This is a genomic window from Paraburkholderia kururiensis JCM 10599 = LMG 19447 (assembly GCF_003986935.1).
GTDB classification, from domain to species: domain Bacteria; phylum Pseudomonadota; class Gammaproteobacteria; order Burkholderiales; family Burkholderiaceae; genus Paraburkholderia; species Paraburkholderia kururiensis.
In genome coordinates, this window is record NZ_RJZE01000002.1 from 403,234 (window position 1) to 422,742 (window position 19,509).

The following is a 19,509-nucleotide window of genomic DNA, read 5'->3' on the forward strand; positions in this document are numbered from 1 at the left end:
GCATGATCACAGCGACTGGCCGAAAAGGCCTCATTCTGGCGGGCGGCTCCGGCACCCGACTGCATCCGCTGACGCATTCGGTATCGAAGCAGCTGATGCCCGTCTACGACAAACCGATGATCTACTACCCGCTCAGCACGATCATGCTGTCGGGCATCCGCGAAGTGCTGATCATCTCCACGCCGCGCGATCTCGGCGCGTTCCAGCAACTGCTCGGCGACGGCGCCCAGTGGGGCATGCGTTTCTCGTACGCCGAGCAGCCGCGTCCGGACGGCCTCGCCCAGGCGTTCGTGATCGGCGCGCCGTTCATCGGGCACGACGCGGCGACCCTCGTACTCGGCGACAACATCTATCACGGGCCCGCACTGTCGTCGCTGCTGCAACGCGCCGCCGCGAAAACCACGGGCGCGACCGTGTTCGGCTACTACGTGCGCGACCCCGAGCGCTACGGTGTCGTGTCGTTCGACGAGACCGGACGCGCGATCGACCTCGAGGAAAAACCGAAGCAGCCGAAATCGAACTACGCGGTGACGGGACTCTATTTCTACGACAACGATGTCGTCGAACTGGCGAAGGCCGTCCGGCCTTCCGCGCGTGGCGAGCTGGAGATCACCGACCTGAACCGCGCCTACCTCGAACGGGGCGCGCTCGATGTGGAGATTCTGGGTCGCGGCTATGCGTGGCTCGATACCGGTACACACGAATCGTTGCTCGACGCCGCCAACTTCATTCAGGTGATGCAGGCGCGGCAGGGGCTGCAAATTGCCTGCCCCGAAGAGATTGCCTACCGGCTGGGCTGGATCGGCGCGGACCAACTCGAAGCGCAGGCCCACCGGCTCGCGAAGAACGGCTACGGCCAGTATCTGCTGGAGGTGCTGCGCAAGGAGGTTGTCGCATGAAGATCGTCGAAACGCCATTGCCGGGCGTGCTGCTGTTCGAACCGCGCGTGTTCGGCGACGAGCGCGGCTTTTTTGTCGAAAGCTTCCGCGAGAGCTGGCTGCGCGAAGCGGGCATCGACGCGACGTTCGTGCAGGACAACCAGTCGCGCTCGCGGCGCGGCGTGCTGCGCGGCCTGCACTACCAGCGCGTCAATCCGCAGGGCAAGCTGGTGCGCGCCGCGCGCGGCGCCGTCTATGACGTGGCCGTCGACATCCGCCGCGACTCGCCGCATTTCGGCGCGTGGTTCGGCACTCGCCTCGACGACGAGTCGCACCGGCAGCTCTGGATTCCGCCGGGCTTCGCGCACGGCTTCTGCGTGCTCTCGGACGACGCGGACTTCGCCTACAAGTGCACGCAGTACTACGACGCCGCCTCGGACGCCGGAATACGCTGGGACGACCCCGATCTCGGCATCGACTGGCCCGTGTTCGACGACATCGCGCCGCAACTGTCCGACAAAGACCGCCTGCACCCGCGCCTCGCCGAACGCGCGCCCGACTCGCTGCCGCACTACCGGAGCCTGTCGTGACGATCCCTGTGACGATCCCCGTGACGATCCCTGTGACCATCCTCGTGACGGGCGCGGGCGGCCAGGTGGGCCAGGAGCTCGTGCGGCGTGCCGGGCAGCATGCGTTGGTCGGGCTGTCGCGCGCGCAGCTCGATATCGCCGATATGGACGCGGTGCGCGCCGCGCTGGCCGCGCATCGCGCGAGTGTGGTCATCAACGCGGCCGCCTGGACGGCGGTGGATCGCGCCGAAAGCGAACCGGAGGCCGCCTGGCGCGCGAACCACGACGGCCCAGCGACGCTCGCTGCGGCCTGTGCCGAAGCCGGGATTGCCCTGTTTCATCTGTCGACCGACTACGTGTTCGACGGCCGTGCACCGGGCGCCTATGCGGAAACTGCGGAGGTAGCGCCGCTCGGCGTCTACGGCATGAGCAAATGGGCCGGCGAACAGGCGGTGCGCGCGCATCTGCCGGACCGGCATCTGATCGTGCGGGTCGCGTGGGTATTCGGCGCGTACGGCGGCAACTTCGTGCGCACCATGCTGCGCATTGGCCAGGAGCGCGACGTGGCGCGCGTCGTCGCCGACCAGTACGGCGGCCCGACCTATGCGGGCGCCATCGCCGACGCCTTGCTGTCGATCGCCGCGCGCCATCTCGCAGGCGAGCCGCTTGCCTCTGGCACCTACCATTTGTGCGGCACGCCCGTCACGACCTGGCATGGGTTCGCGCAAACGATCTTCACCGCCGCGCAGCGTGCCGGGCTGCTCGCGCGCACGCCGCTCGTTCAGCCCATCCTGAGCTCGGCGTATCCGCTGCCGGCGCCGCGGCCGGCCAATTCGTCGCTCGACTGCACGCGGCTGCGCGAGCGCTTCGGCATCGAAGCCCCGCCGTGGATGGCGGGTTTGAGCGAAACGCTCGACATCTGGAAGCGAACCTCATGAACCATCGTCCGCAGCACGTGCTCGTCACCGGCGGCGCCGGCTTCATCGGCGCCAATTTCGTCCGCCACCTGCTGGCGACCGATCCACACGTGAAGATCGTCACGCTCGATCTGCTGACCTACGCCGGCAGGCTCGACAACCTTGCCGACCTGCCGGACGAGGACCGGCACCGGCTCGTGGTCGGCGACATCTGCGACAGGCAACTGGTCGATGCTTTGTTGCGCGAGCACGCAATCGACACGGTCGTCCATTTCGCCGCCGAGAGTCACGTGGACCGCTCGATCGCAGGGCCCGGCGAGTTCGTCCGCACCAACGTCGTGGGCACCGCGACCCTGCTCGAAGCCGCGCGGCAGTACTGGTTCGGCGAGCAGCGTCTTGACGCCGCCACCGTGCGGGCGCAACGACGCTTTCATCACATCGGCACCGACGAGGTCTACGGCACGCTCGGGCCCAACGATCCGTCGTTTTCCGAAACGACCCGCTACGCGCCCAATTCGCCGTATTCGGCCAGCAAGGCCGGCTCCGATCATCTGGTGCGCGCCTACTGGCACACGTACGGATTGCCGGTCACGACGACCAACTGCTCGAACAACTACGGCCCGCTCCAGCACGACGAAAAATTTGTCCCAACGGTCATCCGCAGTTGTATCGAAGGCACGCGCATCCCGGTGTACGGCGACGGCTCGAACATCCGCGACTGGCTGTTCGTCGACGACCATTGCCGCGCCATCGACACGGTCGTGCGCCGCGGCGCCCCAGGCGAGACCTACAACGTCGGCGGCTGCAACGAATGGCGAAACATCGATATCGTGCGACTGATCTGTGCGCTGATGGACGAGCACCGGCCGGATGGCGCGCCGCATGCGGGGCTGATCCAGTTCGTGACCGATCGGCCCGGACACGACTGGCGCTACGCGATCGACGCGGGCAAGATCATCGACGAACTCGGTTGGCGGCCTCAGGAGAACTTCGAGAGTGGGATTCGCAAAACACTGACGTGGAATCGGGGACGGATAAAAACCTGGCATGGCATTGACGAGTTCAGCATCTGGCCGTGTGCCGATTGACCGGTTCACAACGAACCCGTCGAAGCAGTCTATTACCGGCGACAGATGCACCTTGCCGGCAGGGATCTGGAATTCGGTGATGTCAGTGAGCCATTTCTGATTCGGGGCGGCTGCACGGAAATCACGATTGATGAGATTCTCCGGAGCGGGAGTGATTTCTCCACGATAGGAGCCATAGCGATGTGGGCTGGTCGATGCAGCGGCCAGGCCTTCCTGTCGCATCAAACGTCGCACGACTTTCGGCAGATAGAGCATCCACCCGACGCCGGGCTTGTCATCAAACACCTCGTGCGGAAAATACTCCCGCGATGAGACAGACACATAGACCGGCGAGTAGGTCGATACGATTTCACCGACGATCTCCGCCACGTCGGCGTAGCTGCGAAGGCCTGCGGCAACCTCGCGCGGGCGTGGCAATGCCACCTCAATTTCGCCGGGGAGCGTCTTCGAATCGATGGCAAGTTTTAGCGTCGCACGGTCTGCCTCGCCAACATGACCGTTCCAGAAGCCGAACACTTTCGGTCGGTCCATCTTCGTTTCGTACCGCTGTGCCAATACGGCAAGAACGGCTGTCGACGGAATGCCCGGACTTTCGTACATCCGGGACAGGCGCGCTTCTTCCTCGGTGTCCGCCTTGAGATATCACTCATATTTCCATGTGTGTCAGGACGTACGCGCGAATTCGATTTATCTCGTCGCCGCGCCCATTGAGCGCACTCGCGCTGTCGCGCGGTGAATTCTTCGGCCGCCAGATCGAGGTTTTCCTGGTGCTGGACGCGGCTGGGTGGGACCTGGCCGACAAATTTGTTGGCTAGGTGCCGCAACGACGGGCAGCGGCACCTGGCGCCATGTTCGGCAAATGGCCGAACGGTTTTGATGCTGTGATGGCCAGTTCTATTTTTCGGGCATCGCGATTTGCCCATCCATCGCCGGCCAGTCGGAATACCCTGTCGAGTCGCCGCCATACCAGTATTCCTTTGGCGCTTCGGCAAGCGGCGCGCCGGTCCGGAGCCGATTAATCAAGTCCGGGTTGGCTATGAACGGGCGGCCGATGCTGAAAAGATCAGCGCCGCCCTGGGCCAGGGTACGCTGCGCGACGTCGAGCGTGTATTGATTATTGGCGATGTAGAAACCGCCAAAACGCTTTCGGAGCGCGACGAAATCCACGCCGCCGGTGGCCCGGCTTGTCTGCGTCTGACCTTCGATGGCATGGACATAGAGCAGGCCAAGCTTCGAGAGCTCGTCCAGGTAACGGCCAAACGTCTCCATCGGATTGCTGTCGGGCGGTGTTTCACCTGGGGCAGTCGTGATGGGTGAAATGCGGATGCCGACGCGGTCCGCACCCCAGACGTCGATGACCGCGCGAACGACTGCCAGCGGGAAACGCAACCGGTTTTCGACCGGGCCGCCATATTCATCGGTGCGATGGTTCGTGCTGTCGCGGACAAACTGTTCCAGCAGGTAGTTGTTGGCTGAATGCACCTCAACACCGTCGAAGCGGGCCGCCTTGGCGTTCGCGGCCGCCCGGCGATAATCCTCGACGATGGCCGGAATCTCGTCGCTTTCCAGCGCACGGGGAGCACGAAATCCTTCATGCCGTCGTGTACGCGGATCTGGCCTTTTGGACGGATTGCGCTCGGTGCGACCGGCAGCGCACCACCCTGCATGTCAGGGTGCGACATCATGCCCGTGTGCCAGAGTTGCAGGAAGATGCGCCCCTCACGGCGATGCACCGCCGCAGTGATACGCGTCCATGCCGCCACCTGTTCGTCGGTCCAGATGCCCGGCGTGCGCGGATAGCCGCGCGCCTGCGCCGAAATGTTGGTCGCCTCGGTGACGATCAAGCCGGCACCGGCGCGCTGCGCATAGTAATCGGCTGCATAGTCGGGCTGCACGCCGGCATCGTCCGCGCGGCTCCTCGTCATCGGCGCCATGACGATGCGGTTTTTCAGCTGCAGGCGGCCGAAGGTGACCGGCTGCAGTATCGGACTTGTAGAGAGCGTATTCATGATTTCGATCCCTTGCTGACTTCGACAATGAATGGGCTAACCAAAGCGGCGGTGAATCAATCCACCGTTTTGGCCCAGACTGCCTGGGCGTTGGTGAATTCGCGCAGACCGAAATGCGACAGTTCGCGCCCGTAGCCGCTCTTCTTCACCCCGCCCACGGGAATACGCGGGTTCGAAGCAGAAAAGCCGTTGATGAACACCCCGCCCGTTTCCAGCCGACGCGCGATTCGCTGCGCGCGCGCGACGTCGCCCGTCCAGAGGCTTCCGCCCAGGCCGTAGTCGCTGGCATTGGCAAGTTCGATGGCCTGCTCGACGTCGTCCGCGATCGTGATCGGGGCGACCGGCCCGAAGGTCTCCTCGTCGAACACGGCCATGCCAGGGGCGACATTTGCGAGGACCGTCGGCTCGTAGAAGTTGCCGATCCCTTCGATTTTCTTGCCGCCGAGGAGCAGCGTCGCTCCCGCGTCGAGTGTGCGTTGTACTTGCCGGTGCAGCTCGTCGCGCAGGTCGGCGCGCGCCATCGGCCCCATCGTCGTCGATGGATCGAGTGGATCGCCCACCTTGATTTGCCTCGCGGCCGCGACGAATTTGCGTGTGAATTCTTCCGCGATGGGCCTTTCGACAATGAAGCGCTTGGCAGCGAGACAGACCTGACCGGCGTTCTGGAAACGCGCTTCGATCGCGGCTTTGACGGCGAGGTCAATGTTCGCGTCGGCCAACACGATGAATGCGTCGGCACCGCCGAGTTCCAGCAGGCTCTTCTTGAGCGCCTTCCCGGCGATGGACGCGACGGCCGCGCCCGCGCGCATGCTGCCCGTCAACGTGACCGCCGCCACGCGCGGATCTTCGATCACGTGAGCGACCGTCTCGTTGTCGGCGTTCAGGTTCGCGAACAACCCGACCGGAAATCCGGCTGCCTCGTAGACGTCCTGCAACGCGTACGCCGATCCCATCACATTGGGCGCGTGCTTCAGGATGAAGCCATTGCCCGACAGCATGATCGGTGCGGCGGCACGAATGACCTGCCAGAACGGAAAGTTCCACGGCATGACCGCGAGGATGGAACCGATGGGAAGAAAGGACACGTAGACCTGGTCATCGCCCTCCACCGGCGCGGGCTCGTCCGCAAGAATGGCGGGACCGTGTTCGGCGATCCAGTCGATCGTGGCGGCACACTTTTCGACCTCCGCGCGCGCGGCGGCAAGCGTCTTGCCCATTTCCGCGGTAATCAGCGAGGCGAGCGCTTCGGACCGGTCACGCAGCGTCGCGGACAGCCGGCGGTAAGCCGCCACGCGCTCCGTCATCGGCGTGGCGCGCCAGAGCCGGTAGGCCGCAGCGTTGGCCTCGAGCATGCGTTCGACCTCGTCGGGGGTCTGGAACGCATAGGTGGCGACCAGTTCGCCGGTTGCAGGGTTGCGCGAGATCGCGCTATCGATGAAGGGGGTGTTCGGGTTAGACATGTTTGCCTCCGTGGCCGTAAGGACAGTGGAAATCACTGCACTGGCGTCACTGTAGGCAAATCGGATCGCGCGAATAAGGCGTCTTGTGATCCTATGAGTCGGGGTCCCCGGCAGCGTGTCTCGGGATGTAGGTCACGAGCGACAGATCCGGTCTCCCCGCGGGAGTCAGCGCCACGTAGGTGAACTCGACGTGGCCGCCTGCCGGATGGCGAAGCCGCTTCTCGCCTTCGTCGAAGCCTTTCACGTCGGTGTCTTGCCACCACGCACGAAACTCGGGGCTCAATGTCGAAAGCTCGTCAATGAGGCGGTCGAACGGCGCCTTGTCCTGCGCCTGGGCCCGCGCGGCCCGAAAGTTCGAAATCATGCCTCGCGACATCTGCTCCCAGTCGAGAATCAGCGTGCGGTAGGGCTTGTAAAGAAAAAGCAGGCGAAGCGTATTGCGCTCGTGCGGTTGCAGCGAGCCATAGTCGACGAACAGATCGGCGATGGCATCGTTCCAGGCGAGGATGTCGAGCCGCGTGTTGCGCACGTAAGCGGGCACATTGATCGATTGAACAAGCAGTTCAAGGCCCTCGCTCACGCCGCTTCCGGTCGCGATCTGGGGAAGCTCACGGGACGACAGGGCGAAGAGGTGCGCTGATTCGACAGGATCGAGCCCAAGCACGCGGGCGATTCTGCGCAGCGCATCGGCCGACGGCTGGATATCGCGCCCCTGCTCGAGCCAGGTGTACCAACTGACGCTGACGCCCGCGAGCACGGCGACTTCTTCGCGACGCAGACCAGGCGTGCGGCGAGGCCCCTCGGGCAGACCGAAGGCGGCGGGCTGCAGGCGACCGCGGCGGCTCGAAAGAAACGCACCAAGCTCACGTCGCTGTTCAGGAGACGGTCTTCTTGACATAGGCGTCGAATCGCGAAACCGGCGTACGTGCCGAAAACTCATGCATTGTATTTGAAGTGCTAACCGATCGTGGCTGTTCGCAGCGCTCCGGTGATGCTGGAAGCATTCAAGTTGACCACCGGATCCTTCGTCGCTTCCGATCATCCATTTCGGTGACTAGATGCTTGCCAAAATGGGCGTGCACAAAATCCACGAAGACGCGCACCTTCGGCGTCATTTTTCGACTGCTGGGCCACTGTTGATTTGCACGGAAGCCGGACCCACGGGGGTGCGGACAAAATCCTGGACTATCTGGAGGTAGTCCGTGTACTCGTACGAAGACCGCATTCGAGCAGTTCAGCTCTATCTGAAGTTGGGCAAGCGCTCATTCCAACGGAGAAAAGGAAGTCATGAAGACGAGCCGGTTTACCGACGAACAGATGGTCACCATCCTGCGCGAGGCGGACAAGGCGCCGGTCGCTGAGGCCGCGAAGAAGCACGGGATCAGCGAGCAAACCATTTACAACTGGCGGCAGCATTTCGGCGGCCTGGAAGACGCCGATGTGAAGCGGCTCAAGCAACTCAAGCAAGAGAATGCGCGGCTGAAGAAGATGCTTGCCGAGCGCGATTCCGTCCGCGTTGGACGATATTCCGCACGAGCCGAACGAAGCACAACTAGTTCAGTGCGTCATCGCGGTCACATGCTAGCCTCGATATGACCTGCTCCCCGCGTTTAGTACGGTGACGGTGTAGAGTCCGTTCCAGAGAGGAACGGCAATGAAAAAGCGATTCACCGAAGAACAAATCATCGGCATCTTGAAGGAAGCCGAGGCTGGCCTGAAGCCGGCGGAGCTGTGCCGCAAGTACGGCATATCGGAAGCGACCTACTACAACTGGAAAGCGAAGTTCGGCGGGATGACGGTCTCCGAAGCGCAGCGCCTGAAGGAACTGGAGCAGGAGAACAACAAGCTCAAGCGCCTGTTGGCCGAATCAATGCTCGACAACGCCGCGCTGAAGGACCTGCTGGCCCGAAAGTAGCAAGCCCGCAGGCCAGGCGCGAAGCGGTCCGGATATTGATGACCGAACGCGCCATGGGTGTTACCCGGGCCTGCGGGCTGGTGGGGATTTCGCGCTCGCTGTTTCACTACGAATCACGCCGCCGGGTTGACGACGAAGCGCTGACTGGCCGGATGATGGCCATCGCTGCGCAGAAGCGCCGTTACGGCTATCGCCGGATTCACGTGCTGTTGCAGCGGGATGGCTGCCTGGCCAACCACAAGCGCATCTGGCGCCTGTACAGCAAGGCGGGACTGAGTGTGCCTAAGCGGCGACGCAAGCGTATTGCGGCTGTCGAGCGCACGCCGCTTCCGGTACCAACAGGCCCGAATCAGAGCTGGTCGATGGACTTCTCTATGGTCGGCGGTTTCGATGCCTGAACGTGGTCGACGACTACACACGCGAGTGCCTGGCCATCGAGGTCGATACTTCATTGCCGGGCCTACGCGTGCAGCAAGTGCTCGAGCGGCTCAGGGAGATGCGAGGCTTACCCGCATCCATCACGGTCGACAACGGGCCGCAGTTCGCTGGTAAGGTGCTGGATGCATGGGCCTACGAAGCCGGTGTCACGCTGTCGTTCATCCGGCCTGGCAAGCCGGTGGAGAATGCCTATATCGAGAGCTTCAACGGGCGGTTCCGCGATGAATGCCTGAACGAGCACTGGTTCGTCTCAATGCGCCACGCCAGGCGGCTGATTGAGGAATGGCGTATCGAGTACAACACCGAGCGGCCTCATAGTTCACTCGACTATCTGACGCCCGTGCAGTTCGCCCGGGCGTACGACGCCAAGCAGCAGTTTTTAACCTCGGACTCTAACTGCAGTTCGGACTAAAACCGGGGGCAGGTCATGCCTTCGCGGCGTTGCCGAATGATTTCACGGCGGGAATTCCCGACGGCTTGGGGCGAGTCCATACCATCTCGACGATGCGCCGCACAAACGTATGGGTTCACCGCAGCGGTTAATTGATGCAGGTCATGTACCGGCGCCGTGCCGGAACGAGAATTCGATCGGCCAGTCTGCGGAGGTGCGGTATGTTGATCGGCGTCCCGAAGGAAATCAAGTCACAGGAGTACCGCGTCGGTCTGACACCGGCAGGTGCGCAGGAACTGGTCGGCCGCGGCCATCAGGTGCTGGTGCAGACGCGGGCCGGAGCGGCCGTGGGCCTGCCGGACGAAGCCTACGTGGTCGCGGGAGCCGCGATCTGCAACGATGCCCGCGACCTTTATGCGCGCTCGGAAATGATCATCAAGGTAAAGGAACCGCGGGCCATGTTGCGGCCGGGCCAGATTCTCTACGCCTACCTGCATCTCGCGCCCGATCGCGAGCAGGCCGACGCCCTGATTGCGTCTGGCGCGGTCTGCGTCGCTTACGAGACCATCACGGACCCCGGCGGCGGATTGCCCCTGCTGGCACCGATGAGCGAAGTCGCCGGGCGCATGTCGATTCAGGTTGCCGCCGCCAATCTGGAAAAGCCGCACGGTGGCATGGGATTGCTGCTCGCCGGCGTGCCGGGCGTCGCGCCCGGGCACGTGGTGATCATCGGCGCCGGCGTGGTGGGCACGCACGCGCTTCAGATAGCGGTCGGTCTGGGCGCGCGGGTCACGATCCTCGACCGGAACGTTGAGCGGCTACGGCAGCTCGACCTGATATTCGGCAATCGCATCACCACGCTCAGTTCCAGCGCGCACGCCATCGAAAGGTCTGTGCTGAGCGCCGACGCGGTAATCGGCGCGGTATTGATCCCGGGCGCCGCAGCGCCGCGGCTCGTCACGCGGGACACCATCGGGCGCATGAAGAAAGGAGCCGTCGTCGTGGACGTCGCGGTCGACCAGGGCGGATGTTTTGAAACGTCGCGCGCGACCACGCATGCCCAACCCACCTATGTCGTCGATGGTGTCATCCACTACTGCGTAGCGAACATGCCTGGTGCCGTGCCCCGGACCTCGACGTTCGCGCTGACCAACGCGACACTCGGCCACGCGATCGCGCTCGCAGACAAGGGATGGAAACGCGCCATGGCGGACGACGCACATCTGCGGGCCGGCTTGAACGTCTGCGAGGGCCACGTCACCCATGACGCGGTGGCAACCGCACTCGGACGCCCCTACGTGCCCGCGAGCGACGTGCTTCGCTAAACGCGCGAGTATCGCCGGGACGAACATCTCCCGGCGTCCGACTACGGCCTTCCATCCACCGGAATTTCGACCGTGAGTTCGCGCACTTGCATGACCGGCTTGCCGTCGGGCCCCTTCGTCCCATATGCCTGAAGAAATTCAGGGTGGGTGGCGAGCCGCCCCGCGAATTGATACACGTCACCGCCAGGAGGCTTGCAGCGCCTGCCAAAGCGAGTCGCTGCGTCGCTGCTTGCCATCAGGCGTTCATCGGCGAAAATCAATTATGGTGCTCCGCATCGGAACGTGTCTGATCACGATCAGGAATCGCCGGAGCGTCGCGCTGGTGTGTCGCCGCGCCCCGGTGCCTTGCACCCGTTTCCCTTCTGCGAACAATCCACTTGCGCAGTTCCTCCAGAACCAGCATAAGACCGCCAAACGGTGTGAGAAACAGCCAGGTGCCCGCATCGAGTCCCTTTGTCCCCAGCAGTTCGTGTGCCCAGCGCGAGTAATTGATCAAGAGGAGCAGGCCAATCTCCATCGCCACGCCCCAGCCAAGCAGGCGATTGCCGAATGCCTCGGGCCTGCAGGTGATGGCCGTCTTGGTGTATCCAGGCCCTCGGCGATGAACTTGCGGCCCGCGGCATCCTGAGTCGCAATCCGTTGGATCGCAGCGTGGCAGAGGACGCACATGGCGCCTACATCGGCACGCGGCGCTGCCCTGGTCTTTCTCACCATGGCTTACCTGTGCAACAGGTCTTCGCGTCGACATGGCACACCAGCGCTGCGAGTGGCGCGGAGATGTCCACCGGGAACGGCCCCGCCGGCTCCAGCGCCAGCAACTCTGGCGGCAACGTGCCAAGTTGCTGCGCGGCATGGGCCCGGCTTGCGGCCTGCGATGGCGACGCGGTGCGTACGCCATCGATCATCACCGGTTGCAGCAGCGGCGTGCCGCTCTGCGGCTCGCCCTCGAGCGCGAGGCAATCGCCTTCGATTCGCCCGTCGGCCCCGTAGCGCCGGTATACCTGCTTGCGCCCGGGCCATGTCGCCTTTCGTTCGGAGCGCTTGCGGCGCGGCGTGCCGGCGTACTCGACCAGCTTGTAAGCGCAATCGAGATAAGGCGCATCCGCGGACGTGTTCATGCGTGTACCAATGCCGAATCCATCGATGGGCGCATGTCCTCGAACCAGATCGCGCAGCCTGAACTCATCCAGATTGCCACTCGCGAAAATCGTGACCTGCTTGAGGCCGCCCTGATCGAGAATCGCGCGCACACGCCGCGCATGAGCACCGAGATCGCCGCTGTCAATTCTCACGCCCTTGATCGTCACACCGTCGCGCGCAAGCCTGCGCGCCACTTCAACTACCGTATGTGCCGCCTTCTCCGTGTCGTACGTATCGATCAGCAGCACGGCGTTGTCCGGCTGGGAGCGCGCGAAATGCTCGAATGCCTGCGCTTCGCCCCCGTGCGCCTGCACATACGAATGGGCCATCGTGCCGTACATGGGAATGCCGTACGCGATGCCCGCACGCACGGTGGCCGTGCCTGAAAAGCCCGCCAGCCAGCTTGCGCGCGCAGACAGCAGCCCGGCTTCAGCGCCGTGTGCTCGCCGCAGGCCGAAGTCGACAAGCAGTCGCCCGGGTGCCCCCAGCACCGAGCGCACGGCTTTGCTCGCCACGACCGTCTGGTAATGAAGCAGATTCATCACACGGCTTTCCGCAAGTTGCGCTTCACGTATCGGCGCCGTAATGCGCAGGATCGGTTCGTCGGGAAAGAACACGGTGCCTTCCGGCATGGCATGAACCGAACCGGTGAACCGCAAGTTTTCGAGCGAGGCGAGAAACGCGGATCTAAAACGTCCCGTTTGCTCGAGCTGGCGAATATCTTCGCTGCCAAAACGCAGATGCTCGAGATGGTCGAGCACCTGTTCCAGCCCGGCCGCCAGCAGAAAATTCCGCTGCACGGGAAACTCGCGCACGAAGAACTCGAAGGTGGCCATGTCGTTCATGCCGCTGTCGAACCAGGCCTGCAACATGGTGAGTTCGTACAGGTCCGTCAGCAGGACGTCGCTGGACAAAGCATTGCTGGTGGAGTCTTCCATCGTTTCGTCCTCGCGCATACGACTATATGGAGACACGGAAACAGGGAACGCGCTAGCAGGTAAGTAGAGAACATATCCTTCACTGCGCCCTGAGAACGGCACGTCACGCTTGATACAAGTCAAGAGTCCATCAGGCCACGTCACTACAGTGTAGACGCGAGGCTGGCCGCCTTCCGTCGACTCTTAGTTCGCCTTTAGTCAGTCTTTGGAGTGGTCCTTTGCCCGCCTTGTCTGGACAACGCGCAAGCGCAGCGTCAGGAATCCCTCCGCCGCCTCAGCGCTGCGAGCGCTTCATAGCAGGAAGGCATGAATGAACGCATCACCGGTCATCCGCAAGACGCGCGCCGACCTGCAGGTTGTGCCGAACTTCAGCGATTACGACGCCGAGCAGCGTCGCTTCTCGTGGGATGCCGCAGCCCGGGAACTGGCCAAAGAACCCGGCGGCGGAATCAACATCGCGTTTCAGGCTGTCGATCGCCACTGTGTTGCGGGCTTGCGAGACAAGCCGGCGTTGCGCTTTCTCGCACGCGGCGCGGCCGCCCGCTCCATCAGCTACGGCGAGCTTGCAGCGCTCACCAACCGCTTCTGCAACGCGCTGCGCTGCCTCGGCATCGGCAAGGGAGATCGCGTCTTCATCCTCGCGGCACGCATACCGGAACTCTACATTGCGCTGCTCGGGAGTCTGAAGAATGGCGCGGTGGTCTCCCCCCTCTTTTCCGCGTTCGGACCCGAACCGATCGCGACGCGTGTGAATCTAGGCGCAGCATCCGTGCTCGTGACCACCGATACGCTTTTCGCGCGAAAAATAGCCCAATGGCGCGACAGCATGCCGGGTCTGAAACACGTGCTGCTGGTGGCCGACGACGGCGGGACCACGGCTGTACCCGGCACGCTCGACTTCGCCACGTTGATGGCCAGCGCGGCTCAGACCTGCACGTACGAAGCAACGTCGGCTGAGGACATGGCGTTGCTGCATTTCACCAGCGGCACGACAGGCACTCCGAAAGGCGCCGTGCACGTGCATGGCGCGGCCGTCACGCACTGGGTCACCGGACGCTACGCGCTCGACCTGCATCCCGACGATCTCTACTGGTGCACCGCCGACCCGGGTTGGGTGACGGGCACCTCTTACGGAGTCATTGCGCCGCTGCTGCATGGCGTGACCTCCGTCGTGGACCGCGAGGAGTTCGATGCCGAGCGCTGGTACAGCATTCTCCAGGACGAGGGAGTCAGCGTCTGGTACACGGCGCCTACGGCAATCCGCATGCTGATGCGCGCAGGCGCCGACATCGCGAAGCGATACACGTTCGCGCACTTGCGCTTCGTTGCGAGCGTTGGCGAGCCGCTGAACCCGGAGGCAGTCTGGTGGGGCAAAGACGTGTTGGGTCTGCCGATCCATGACAACTGGTGGCAGACGGAAACGGGCGGCATCATGATCGCGAACACGCCCGCCTTCGATATCAAGCCCGGCTCGATGGGCCGGCCGCTGCCGGGCGTGGAGGCCGCCATCGTGCGGCGTCGCGACGACGGCACGGTGCAGATCGTCAGCGAGCCCGGCACGCAAGGCGAGCTCGCGCTCAAACGCGGCTGGCCCTCGATGTTCCGCGGCTACCTCGGCAACGAGGAACGCTACCGCAAGTGCTTTGCGGGCGACTGGTATCTGACGGGCGATCTGGCGCTGCGCGATGCGGACGGTTACTACTGGTTCGTCGGGCGGGCCGACGACGTCATCAAGTCCGCGGGTCACCTCATCGGGCCATTCGAGGTGGAGAGCGCGTTGATGGAACACCCTGCCGTTGCCGAAGCGGCCGTCATCGGCAAACCGGACCCGGTGGTGGGCGAGACGATCAAGGCATTCGTATCGCTCAACAGGGGCTTCGAGCCGGACGAGACGCTTCGCATGACGCTGCTCGGGCATGCGCGCAAGCGTCTGGGCGCGGCTGTCGCGCCGAAGGAAATCGCCTTCGTGGCGCAGTTGCCCCATACCCGCAGCGGCAAGATCATGCGCAGGCTGCTGAAAGCGCGCGAGCTGGGGCAGGCGGAAGGCGACACATCGACACTGGAGGCCGGCTCATGAGTCCGGTCGACCATCCCGCACCACCGCCGCCATCCGGCCCGGTGCCCTATGACAAAGTCTTCGCGCTGATGCTGCTGCGCGACATGCTGCGCGTGCGCCGGCTCGAAGAAAAATGCGCCGAACTTTACGGTGCCGGCAAGATTCGGGGCTTTCTCCATCTCTACATTGGCGAGGAAGCCACCGGCGTAGGCGCGCTGCACGCGCTGACGGCCGAAGACAATATCGTTGCCACGTATCGCGAGCACGGCCACGCCCTGCTTCGCGGCATGGACATGGGCGTGCTGATGGCGGAGATGTACGGCAAGCAGGAAGGCTGTGCCCGCGGCCGCGGCGGCTCCATGCATCTGTTCGACCGGAAGGCGCGCCTCTTTGGCGGAAACGCGATTGTGGGCGGCGGTCTGCCGCTCGCCGTGGGCCTCGCGCTGGCGGAAAAGATGCAGGGCGGCCGGCGCGTCACCGCCTGCTTTTTCGGCGACGGCGCGGTCGCCGAAGGGGCATTTCACGAATCGATGAATCTGGCCGCCCTGTGGCAATTGCCGGTGCTGTTCTGCTGCGAGAACAACCTGTATGCCATGGGCACCGCAATCGAGCGCGGCGAGTCGCAGACAAGGCTGTGCGACAAGGCGGCGTCCTACAGGATGCCGGCGCGCGCCGCGGACGGCATGGACATCGTGGCCGTGCACGACGCTACGAAGGACGCCGTGGCCTACGTCAGGAGCGGCGCGGGACCGATGTTCCTGGAGCTGCAAACCTACCGCTTCCGCGCGCATTCGATGTACGACGCCGAGCTGTATCGCCAGAAGGCGGAAGTCGAGCAATGGAAAACGCGCGGTCCGATCCACACCTTCACCCAGCGCCTGAAGGCCGGGGGCAAGTTGTCGGAAGACGAGTTCCTCGCGCTGGATGCACAGGCGGGCGACGAAGTGGCGCGCGCCGTCGCGTTCGCGGAGGCCGGCAGCTGGGAGCGCACCGAAGACCTCCTGAAGGATCTGTACACGTCTACGGGAGCCGGAACATGAGCCGGCGCCTGACCTACCGCGAAGCGCTGCGCGAGGCGTTGCGAGAAGCGCTTGCCAACGATCCCCGCGTGTTCCTGATGGGCGAGGACGTGGGTCGATACGGCGGCACCTACGCGGTATCGGCCGGCCTGCTCGAAGAATTCGGGCCCGAGCGCATCCGCGACACGCCGCTTTCCGAACTGGCCTTCACGGGCGCGGGCATTGGCGCGGCGCTGGGCGGCCTGCGGCCCATCGTCGAAGTCATGACCGTGAACTTCAGCCTGCTTGCGCTCGACCAGATCGTCAATACGGCCGCGCTGTACCACCACATGTCCGGCGGGCAATTCTCGGTGCCGCTCGTCGTGCGCACGGCAACGGGCGCGGGCCGCCAGGTCGCGGCGCAGCACTCGCACAGCTTCGAAGGCTGGTATGCCGGCATTCCCGGCATCAAGGCGCTCGCCCCCGCCACTATCGAAGACGCGCGCCACATGCTGGCGCCTGCGCTGGCAGACCCGGATCCGGTGCTGATCTTCGAGCACGCGAATCTCTACAACATGGAAGGAGAGCTGCCCGACGAAGTGACGACCGTGGACATCCGTTGCGCAAAAGTGCGGCGCGAAGGCAAGGACGTCGCGATCGTCTCCTACGGCGGCTCGCTGCATAAGGCGTTGCAGGCCGCCGAGGCACTGGCCGGCGACGGCATCGAAGCCGAAGTGGTGGATCTGCGGGTGCTGCGTCCACTAGACGACGCGACGATCATGGCGTCGGTGGCGAAGTGCCGGCGTGCGGTGATTGTCGACGAATGCTGGCGCAGCGCGAGCGTGGCGAGCGAAGTCGTGACGCGTATCGTCGAGCAGGCGTTTTACGAACTCGACGCACCCGTCGCGCGCGTGTGCTCGGAGGACGTCCCCATTCCCTACGCCCGTCATATGGAAGAGGCAGCGCTACCTCAGGCCGACAAGATCGTCGCTGCGGTGAAACGGTTGCTTTCGTGAACGCTGGGGCACGCCGGAAAGAGAAAGCATGATCGAATTCAAGCTGCCTTCCATGGGCGCAGACATGGACGAAGGAACGCTCCTCGAGTGGAAGGTGAAGCCCGGCGACACGGTGAAGAAAGGCCAGGTGGTGGCTGTCGTCGATACGAGCAAGGCGGCGGTGGATGTCGAAAGCTGGCAGGAAGGAACCGTTGACGAACTGATTGCCGAGCCCGGAGACAAGATTCCTGTGGGCACGCCAATGGCCATTCTTCTGGAGCTTGGCGAAGCAACACCGGCTGTCAGACACCCGCGCAGACCCGGGGCCACGCCGGCGTCTGCAACGGCGCTTTCGGTGCTGGCCGCGCAGCCCGTGCCCCGCCGCAAGATCTCTCCCGCGGCGCGCAGGCATGCGCAGCTACATCAGATCGACCTGGACACGGTCACCGGCACGGGCGCCGAAGGCTCGGTGACGCTCGACGACGTCGAGCGGGCAATGACAAGTGCGGCGCGCGCCATGCCCGCCGGCGCATCAGGCGATCGACTCACGGAAATGCGCAGGACGATCGCAGTCGCCATGGAGCGGTCGAAACGCGAGATCCCGCACTACTACGTGTCCGAAACGATTCCACTCGCAAAGGCACTCGCATGGCTGACGGCGCAGAACGCAGGGCGCTCCGTCGTCGACCGGCTGTTGCCCGCCGCGCTGCTGCTCAAGGCCGTGGCCATCACGCTGAAGCGCTTTCCTCAACTCAATGGCTTCTATCGCCAGGGCGGGTTTCAAGCGGCTCCCAGGGTTCATGTGGGTGTGGCGATCTCCCTGCGCCAGGGTGGCCTGATCGCGCCCGCGCTACTCGATGCGGACGCCAAACCGCTCACGCAGATCATGCGCGAACTGATGGACCTCACGAAGCGATGTCGCGCGGGCTCGTTGAAAAGCTCCGAACTCTCGGAGCCAACCATTACGGTGACCAATCTCGGCGACCGGGGAACCACTGAGGTGTTCGGCATCATCTATCCGCCCCAGGTCGCCCTGATCGGGTTTGGTCGCATCGTGGAGCGGCCGTGGGCCGAAGACGGCGGGCTCAAGGTCGTACCCGCGGTTACGGCCAGCCTCAGCGCCGATCATCGCGTGTCGGACGGCCACTGCGGCGCCCTCTTCCTGATGGAACTGGCCGAAGCGCTGCAGCACCCAGAGGAGTTGAATCGGTGAACGATACGGAACTGCGCGCCGTCGTGCTGGCAACGCTGAAGTCCATTGCGCCAGAAGTGGAAGAGTCGGAGCTGCGCGCCGATCGCCCTCTTCGCAACCAGGTCGATCTCGATTCGATGGATTGGCTCAACTTTCTGATGGGACTTCACGAGCAGCTCGGGGTGGATATTCCCGAGTCCGAGTACGCGCGACTCGTCACGCTGAACGATATCGTTGCTTACCTTACGGCGAAGCGGACCGCCGCGCCGAAAGACACTCCTCGCGCGTAACACGCGAGAGCGCGTCGGCCCCCTTTGGGGTCGACGGTGTGCAACATCGCGCTCCAGGTTCCGGCCTCAGGCCAGCCGGACGAGTGTGTCGTGCATGGCGCCTTCTGCCCAGACGTCGCTGTATTTCTCGAGCAGCGCAGCGTAGTCGGGGTCCGTCATCAGCTTTTCGTTTACCTGCTGCATCTTGTCGAGATTGTCTGCATCGAAGTGCCAGTGGATGCATAGGCTACCGAACTGCTCGGCGCCAAAGCACATATTGATCGAATACGTCTTGTTGAGATGGGCCGTGACCTGCGATGCGAAAGCCAATGCCGATGGCAGTAGCGCAGCGTTCTTCACAGTCGCGGTGCGAATGAATCTGTACATGATTCGCCCTCCTGGCATGCGAAAACTGCCATTTCCGCACAAGCATGCACCCGGAAACAGCGTACAAAGGCCCCGATGGAATGTTCCCGGGGGGTAACGGGTTCTCCCCTTTCCTCCTCTTGTTTCTCGCTACCGATCATGAGAGCACCGTTGGCGAGGCGTAAACGGGATTGTCTGCGTGGACTCACGCACTGCCTTGACTCATATCAACGGCGGTGCCTCCGTCCGGCACGCAGGGGCGTACTTTTGTCAGACGGGAGACGCGCCTAGAGGAATGTGTGTGGAGCGCGGTAGCATCGCTGCTCTTATGAGTGAGGTACGCACGGGGAGAAGGACTCAACATGTCGAGTGGTCGCCGATACGCTCGCCGCACGGCCGCCGACGATTTAGAGCCGCTAAGGACGGGCTGAACAATGTGCATTGGCTGCACGGTTGACGTGCGAACCGACGCGAGAATCGGGAGGCGGGTGCCGTGACTGCTGAGTCCTGTGTCTCGACAAGCCTTCGAAGGCGTTTTTTGCGCAGATCTGCGCGTTCAAGACGC

15 protein-coding genes and 4 pseudogenes are annotated in these 19,509 nt (G+C 63.7%); 12 read left to right on the top strand and 7 right to left on the bottom strand.

Going from position 1 to position 19,509, the window contains the following annotated elements; all coding sequences use genetic code 11:
• The first annotated feature begins 2 nt into the window (after positions 1–2).
• Genes rfbA through rfbB form a run of 4 tightly spaced genes read left to right on the top strand, consistent with a single transcriptional unit; the run spans position 3 to position 3,452 of the window.
• On the top strand, positions 3–899 hold the full coding sequence (gene rfbA, locus PKKP23_RS03925) for a glucose-1-phosphate thymidylyltransferase RfbA (protein ID WP_126875851.1): 897 nt from the start codon (positions 3–5) through the stop codon (positions 897–899).
• On the top strand, positions 896–1,468 hold the full coding sequence (gene rfbC, locus PKKP23_RS03930) for a dTDP-4-dehydrorhamnose 3,5-epimerase (protein WP_126875852.1): 573 nt from the start codon (positions 896–898) through the stop codon (positions 1,466–1,468). The genes rfbA and rfbC overlap by 4 nt, the downstream gene beginning before the upstream one ends.
• Before the next feature lie 32 nt (positions 1,469–1,500).
• Positions 1,501–2,385 (top strand): dTDP-4-dehydrorhamnose reductase, encoded by an 885-nt coding sequence (gene rfbD / locus PKKP23_RS03935; protein ID WP_126875888.1) that lies wholly within the window; start codon positions 1,501–1,503, stop codon positions 2,383–2,385.
• Entirely contained in the window at positions 2,382–3,452 is a 1,071-nt protein-coding gene (rfbB, locus tag PKKP23_RS03940) for a dTDP-glucose 4,6-dehydratase (protein WP_126875853.1), read from the top strand. The genes rfbD and rfbB overlap by 4 nt, the downstream gene beginning before the upstream one ends.
• On the opposite strand, the pseudogene PKKP23_RS34900 reads toward rfbB, so the two are convergent.
• From PKKP23_RS34900 to PKKP23_RS03960, 4 genes and pseudogenes are all read right to left on the bottom strand, one after another.
• A pseudogene (locus PKKP23_RS34900) lies at positions 3,411–3,692 on the bottom strand (DDE-type integrase/transposase/recombinase); the annotation flags it as partial. The gene rfbB and the pseudogene PKKP23_RS34900 overlap by 42 nt on opposite strands.
• 654 nt (positions 3,693–4,346) lie before the next feature.
• Positions 4,347–5,461 (bottom strand): annotated as a pseudogene (locus PKKP23_RS03950) (alkene reductase).
• A gap of 56 nt (positions 5,462–5,517) precedes the next feature.
• Positions 5,518–6,921: an NAD-dependent succinate-semialdehyde dehydrogenase gene (locus PKKP23_RS03955; protein WP_126875854.1), complete on the bottom strand. Its 1,404-nt coding sequence runs from the start codon at positions 6,919–6,921 to the stop codon at positions 5,518–5,520.
• A 91-nt stretch (positions 6,922–7,012) separates the two neighbouring features.
• Positions 7,013–7,861: a helix-turn-helix transcriptional regulator gene (locus PKKP23_RS03960; RefSeq protein ID WP_338120127.1), complete on the bottom strand. Its 849-nt coding sequence runs from the start codon at positions 7,859–7,861 to the stop codon at positions 7,013–7,015.
• 347 nt (positions 7,862–8,208) lie between these two features.
• Here PKKP23_RS03960 and PKKP23_RS03965 point away from each other — a divergent pair.
• The 3 genes and pseudogenes from PKKP23_RS03965 to ald form a co-directional block, all read left to right on the top strand.
• Positions 8,209–8,427, top strand: a pseudogene (locus PKKP23_RS03965) (transposase); the annotation flags it as partial.
• Positions 8,428–8,575: 148 nt separating this feature from the next.
• Positions 8,576–9,686, top strand: a pseudogene (locus PKKP23_RS03970) (IS3 family transposase).
• 200 nt (positions 9,687–9,886) lie between these two features.
• Entirely contained in the window at positions 9,887–10,990 is a 1,104-nt protein-coding gene (ald, locus tag PKKP23_RS03975) for an alanine dehydrogenase (protein WP_126875855.1), read from the top strand.
• Between the two features lie 256 nt (positions 10,991–11,246).
• Here the strand turns inward: ald and PKKP23_RS34800 are convergent, their stop codons facing one another.
• Together PKKP23_RS34800 and PKKP23_RS03985 are read right to left on the bottom strand one after the other, a co-directional pair.
• On the bottom strand, positions 11,247–11,738 hold the full coding sequence (locus tag PKKP23_RS34800) for a cation-translocating P-type ATPase C-terminal domain-containing protein (protein ID WP_275094554.1): 492 nt from the start codon (positions 11,736–11,738) through the stop codon (positions 11,247–11,249).
• A complete protein-coding gene (locus PKKP23_RS03985; protein ID WP_126875857.1) occupies positions 11,698–13,068 on the bottom strand; it encodes a nicotinate phosphoribosyltransferase in 1,371 nt (456 codons plus the stop codon). Before PKKP23_RS03985 ends, PKKP23_RS34800 begins: the two co-directional genes overlap by 41 nt.
• A gap of 310 nt (positions 13,069–13,378) precedes the next feature.
• Between PKKP23_RS03985 and acsA the strand changes: the two genes are divergently transcribed.
• Genes acsA through PKKP23_RS04010 form a run of 5 tightly spaced genes read left to right on the top strand, consistent with a single transcriptional unit; the run spans position 13,379 to position 18,599 of the window.
• On the top strand, positions 13,379–15,145 hold the full coding sequence (acsA, locus tag PKKP23_RS03990; protein WP_126875858.1) for an acetate--CoA ligase: 1,767 nt from the start codon (positions 13,379–13,381) through the stop codon (positions 15,143–15,145).
• Complete coding sequence (pdhA, locus tag PKKP23_RS03995) at positions 15,142–16,164, top strand: pyruvate dehydrogenase (acetyl-transferring) E1 component subunit alpha (RefSeq protein WP_126875859.1); 1,023 nt, start codon at positions 15,142–15,144, stop codon at positions 16,162–16,164. Before acsA ends, pdhA begins: the two co-directional genes overlap by 4 nt.
• Positions 16,161–17,138 (top strand): alpha-ketoacid dehydrogenase subunit beta, encoded by a 978-nt coding sequence (locus tag PKKP23_RS04000; protein ID WP_126875860.1) that lies wholly within the window; start codon positions 16,161–16,163, stop codon positions 17,136–17,138. Before pdhA ends, PKKP23_RS04000 begins: the two co-directional genes overlap by 4 nt.
• A 28-nt stretch (positions 17,139–17,166) precedes the next feature.
• Positions 17,167–18,330 (top strand): dihydrolipoamide acetyltransferase family protein, encoded by a 1,164-nt coding sequence (locus tag PKKP23_RS04005; RefSeq protein ID WP_126875861.1) that lies wholly within the window; start codon positions 17,167–17,169, stop codon positions 18,328–18,330.
• Positions 18,327–18,599 carry an acyl carrier protein gene (locus PKKP23_RS04010; RefSeq protein WP_126875862.1) on the top strand — a complete coding sequence of 91 codons (273 nt, stop codon included), beginning with the start codon at positions 18,327–18,329 and terminating at the stop codon, positions 18,597–18,599. The genes PKKP23_RS04005 and PKKP23_RS04010 overlap by 4 nt, the downstream gene beginning before the upstream one ends.
• A gap of 66 nt (positions 18,600–18,665) precedes the next feature.
• Here the strand turns inward: PKKP23_RS04010 and PKKP23_RS04015 are convergent, their stop codons facing one another.
• Positions 18,666–18,965: a hypothetical protein gene (locus PKKP23_RS04015; protein ID WP_126875863.1), complete on the bottom strand. Its 300-nt coding sequence runs from the start codon at positions 18,963–18,965 to the stop codon at positions 18,666–18,668.
• Between the last annotated feature and the right edge of the window lie 544 nt (positions 18,966–19,509).

What these genes read in the sequence shown, in the direction of transcription:
- rfbA (WP_126875851.1), top strand. Translation starts at nt 3, where the DNA reads ATGATCACAGCGACTGGCCGAAAAGGCCTCATTCTGGCGGGCGGCTCC.
- PKKP23_RS04015 (WP_126875863.1), bottom strand. Translation starts at nt 18,965, where the DNA reads ATGTACAGATTCATTCGCACCGCGACTGTGAAGAACGCTGCGCTACTG.
- PKKP23_RS04005 (WP_126875861.1), top strand. Translation starts at nt 17,167, where the DNA reads ATGATCGAATTCAAGCTGCCTTCCATGGGCGCAGACATGGACGAAGGA.
- PKKP23_RS04000 (WP_126875860.1), top strand. Translation starts at nt 16,161, where the DNA reads ATGAGCCGGCGCCTGACCTACCGCGAAGCGCTGCGCGAGGCGTTGCGA.
- PKKP23_RS03960 (WP_338120127.1), bottom strand. Translation starts at nt 7,861, where the DNA reads ATGAGTTTTCGGCACGTACGCCGGTTTCGCGATTCGACGCCTATGTCA.
- rfbC (WP_126875852.1), top strand. Translation starts at nt 896, where the DNA reads ATGAAGATCGTCGAAACGCCATTGCCGGGCGTGCTGCTGTTCGAACCG.
- PKKP23_RS03985 (WP_126875857.1), bottom strand. Translation starts at nt 13,068, where the DNA reads ATGGAAGACTCCACCAGCAATGCTTTGTCCAGCGACGTCCTGCTGACG.
- rfbB (WP_126875853.1), top strand. Translation starts at nt 2,382, where the DNA reads ATGAACCATCGTCCGCAGCACGTGCTCGTCACCGGCGGCGCCGGCTTC.
- PKKP23_RS03955 (WP_126875854.1), bottom strand. Translation starts at nt 6,921, where the DNA reads ATGTCTAACCCGAACACCCCCTTCATCGATAGCGCGATCTCGCGCAAC.
- pdhA (WP_126875859.1), top strand. Translation starts at nt 15,142, where the DNA reads ATGAGTCCGGTCGACCATCCCGCACCACCGCCGCCATCCGGCCCGGTG.
- PKKP23_RS34800 (WP_275094554.1), bottom strand. Translation starts at nt 11,738, where the DNA reads ATGTCGACGCGAAGACCTGTTGCACAGGTAAGCCATGGTGAGAAAGAC.
- acsA (WP_126875858.1), top strand. Translation starts at nt 13,379, where the DNA reads ATGAACGCATCACCGGTCATCCGCAAGACGCGCGCCGACCTGCAGGTT.
- ald (WP_126875855.1), top strand. Translation starts at nt 9,887, where the DNA reads ATGTTGATCGGCGTCCCGAAGGAAATCAAGTCACAGGAGTACCGCGTC.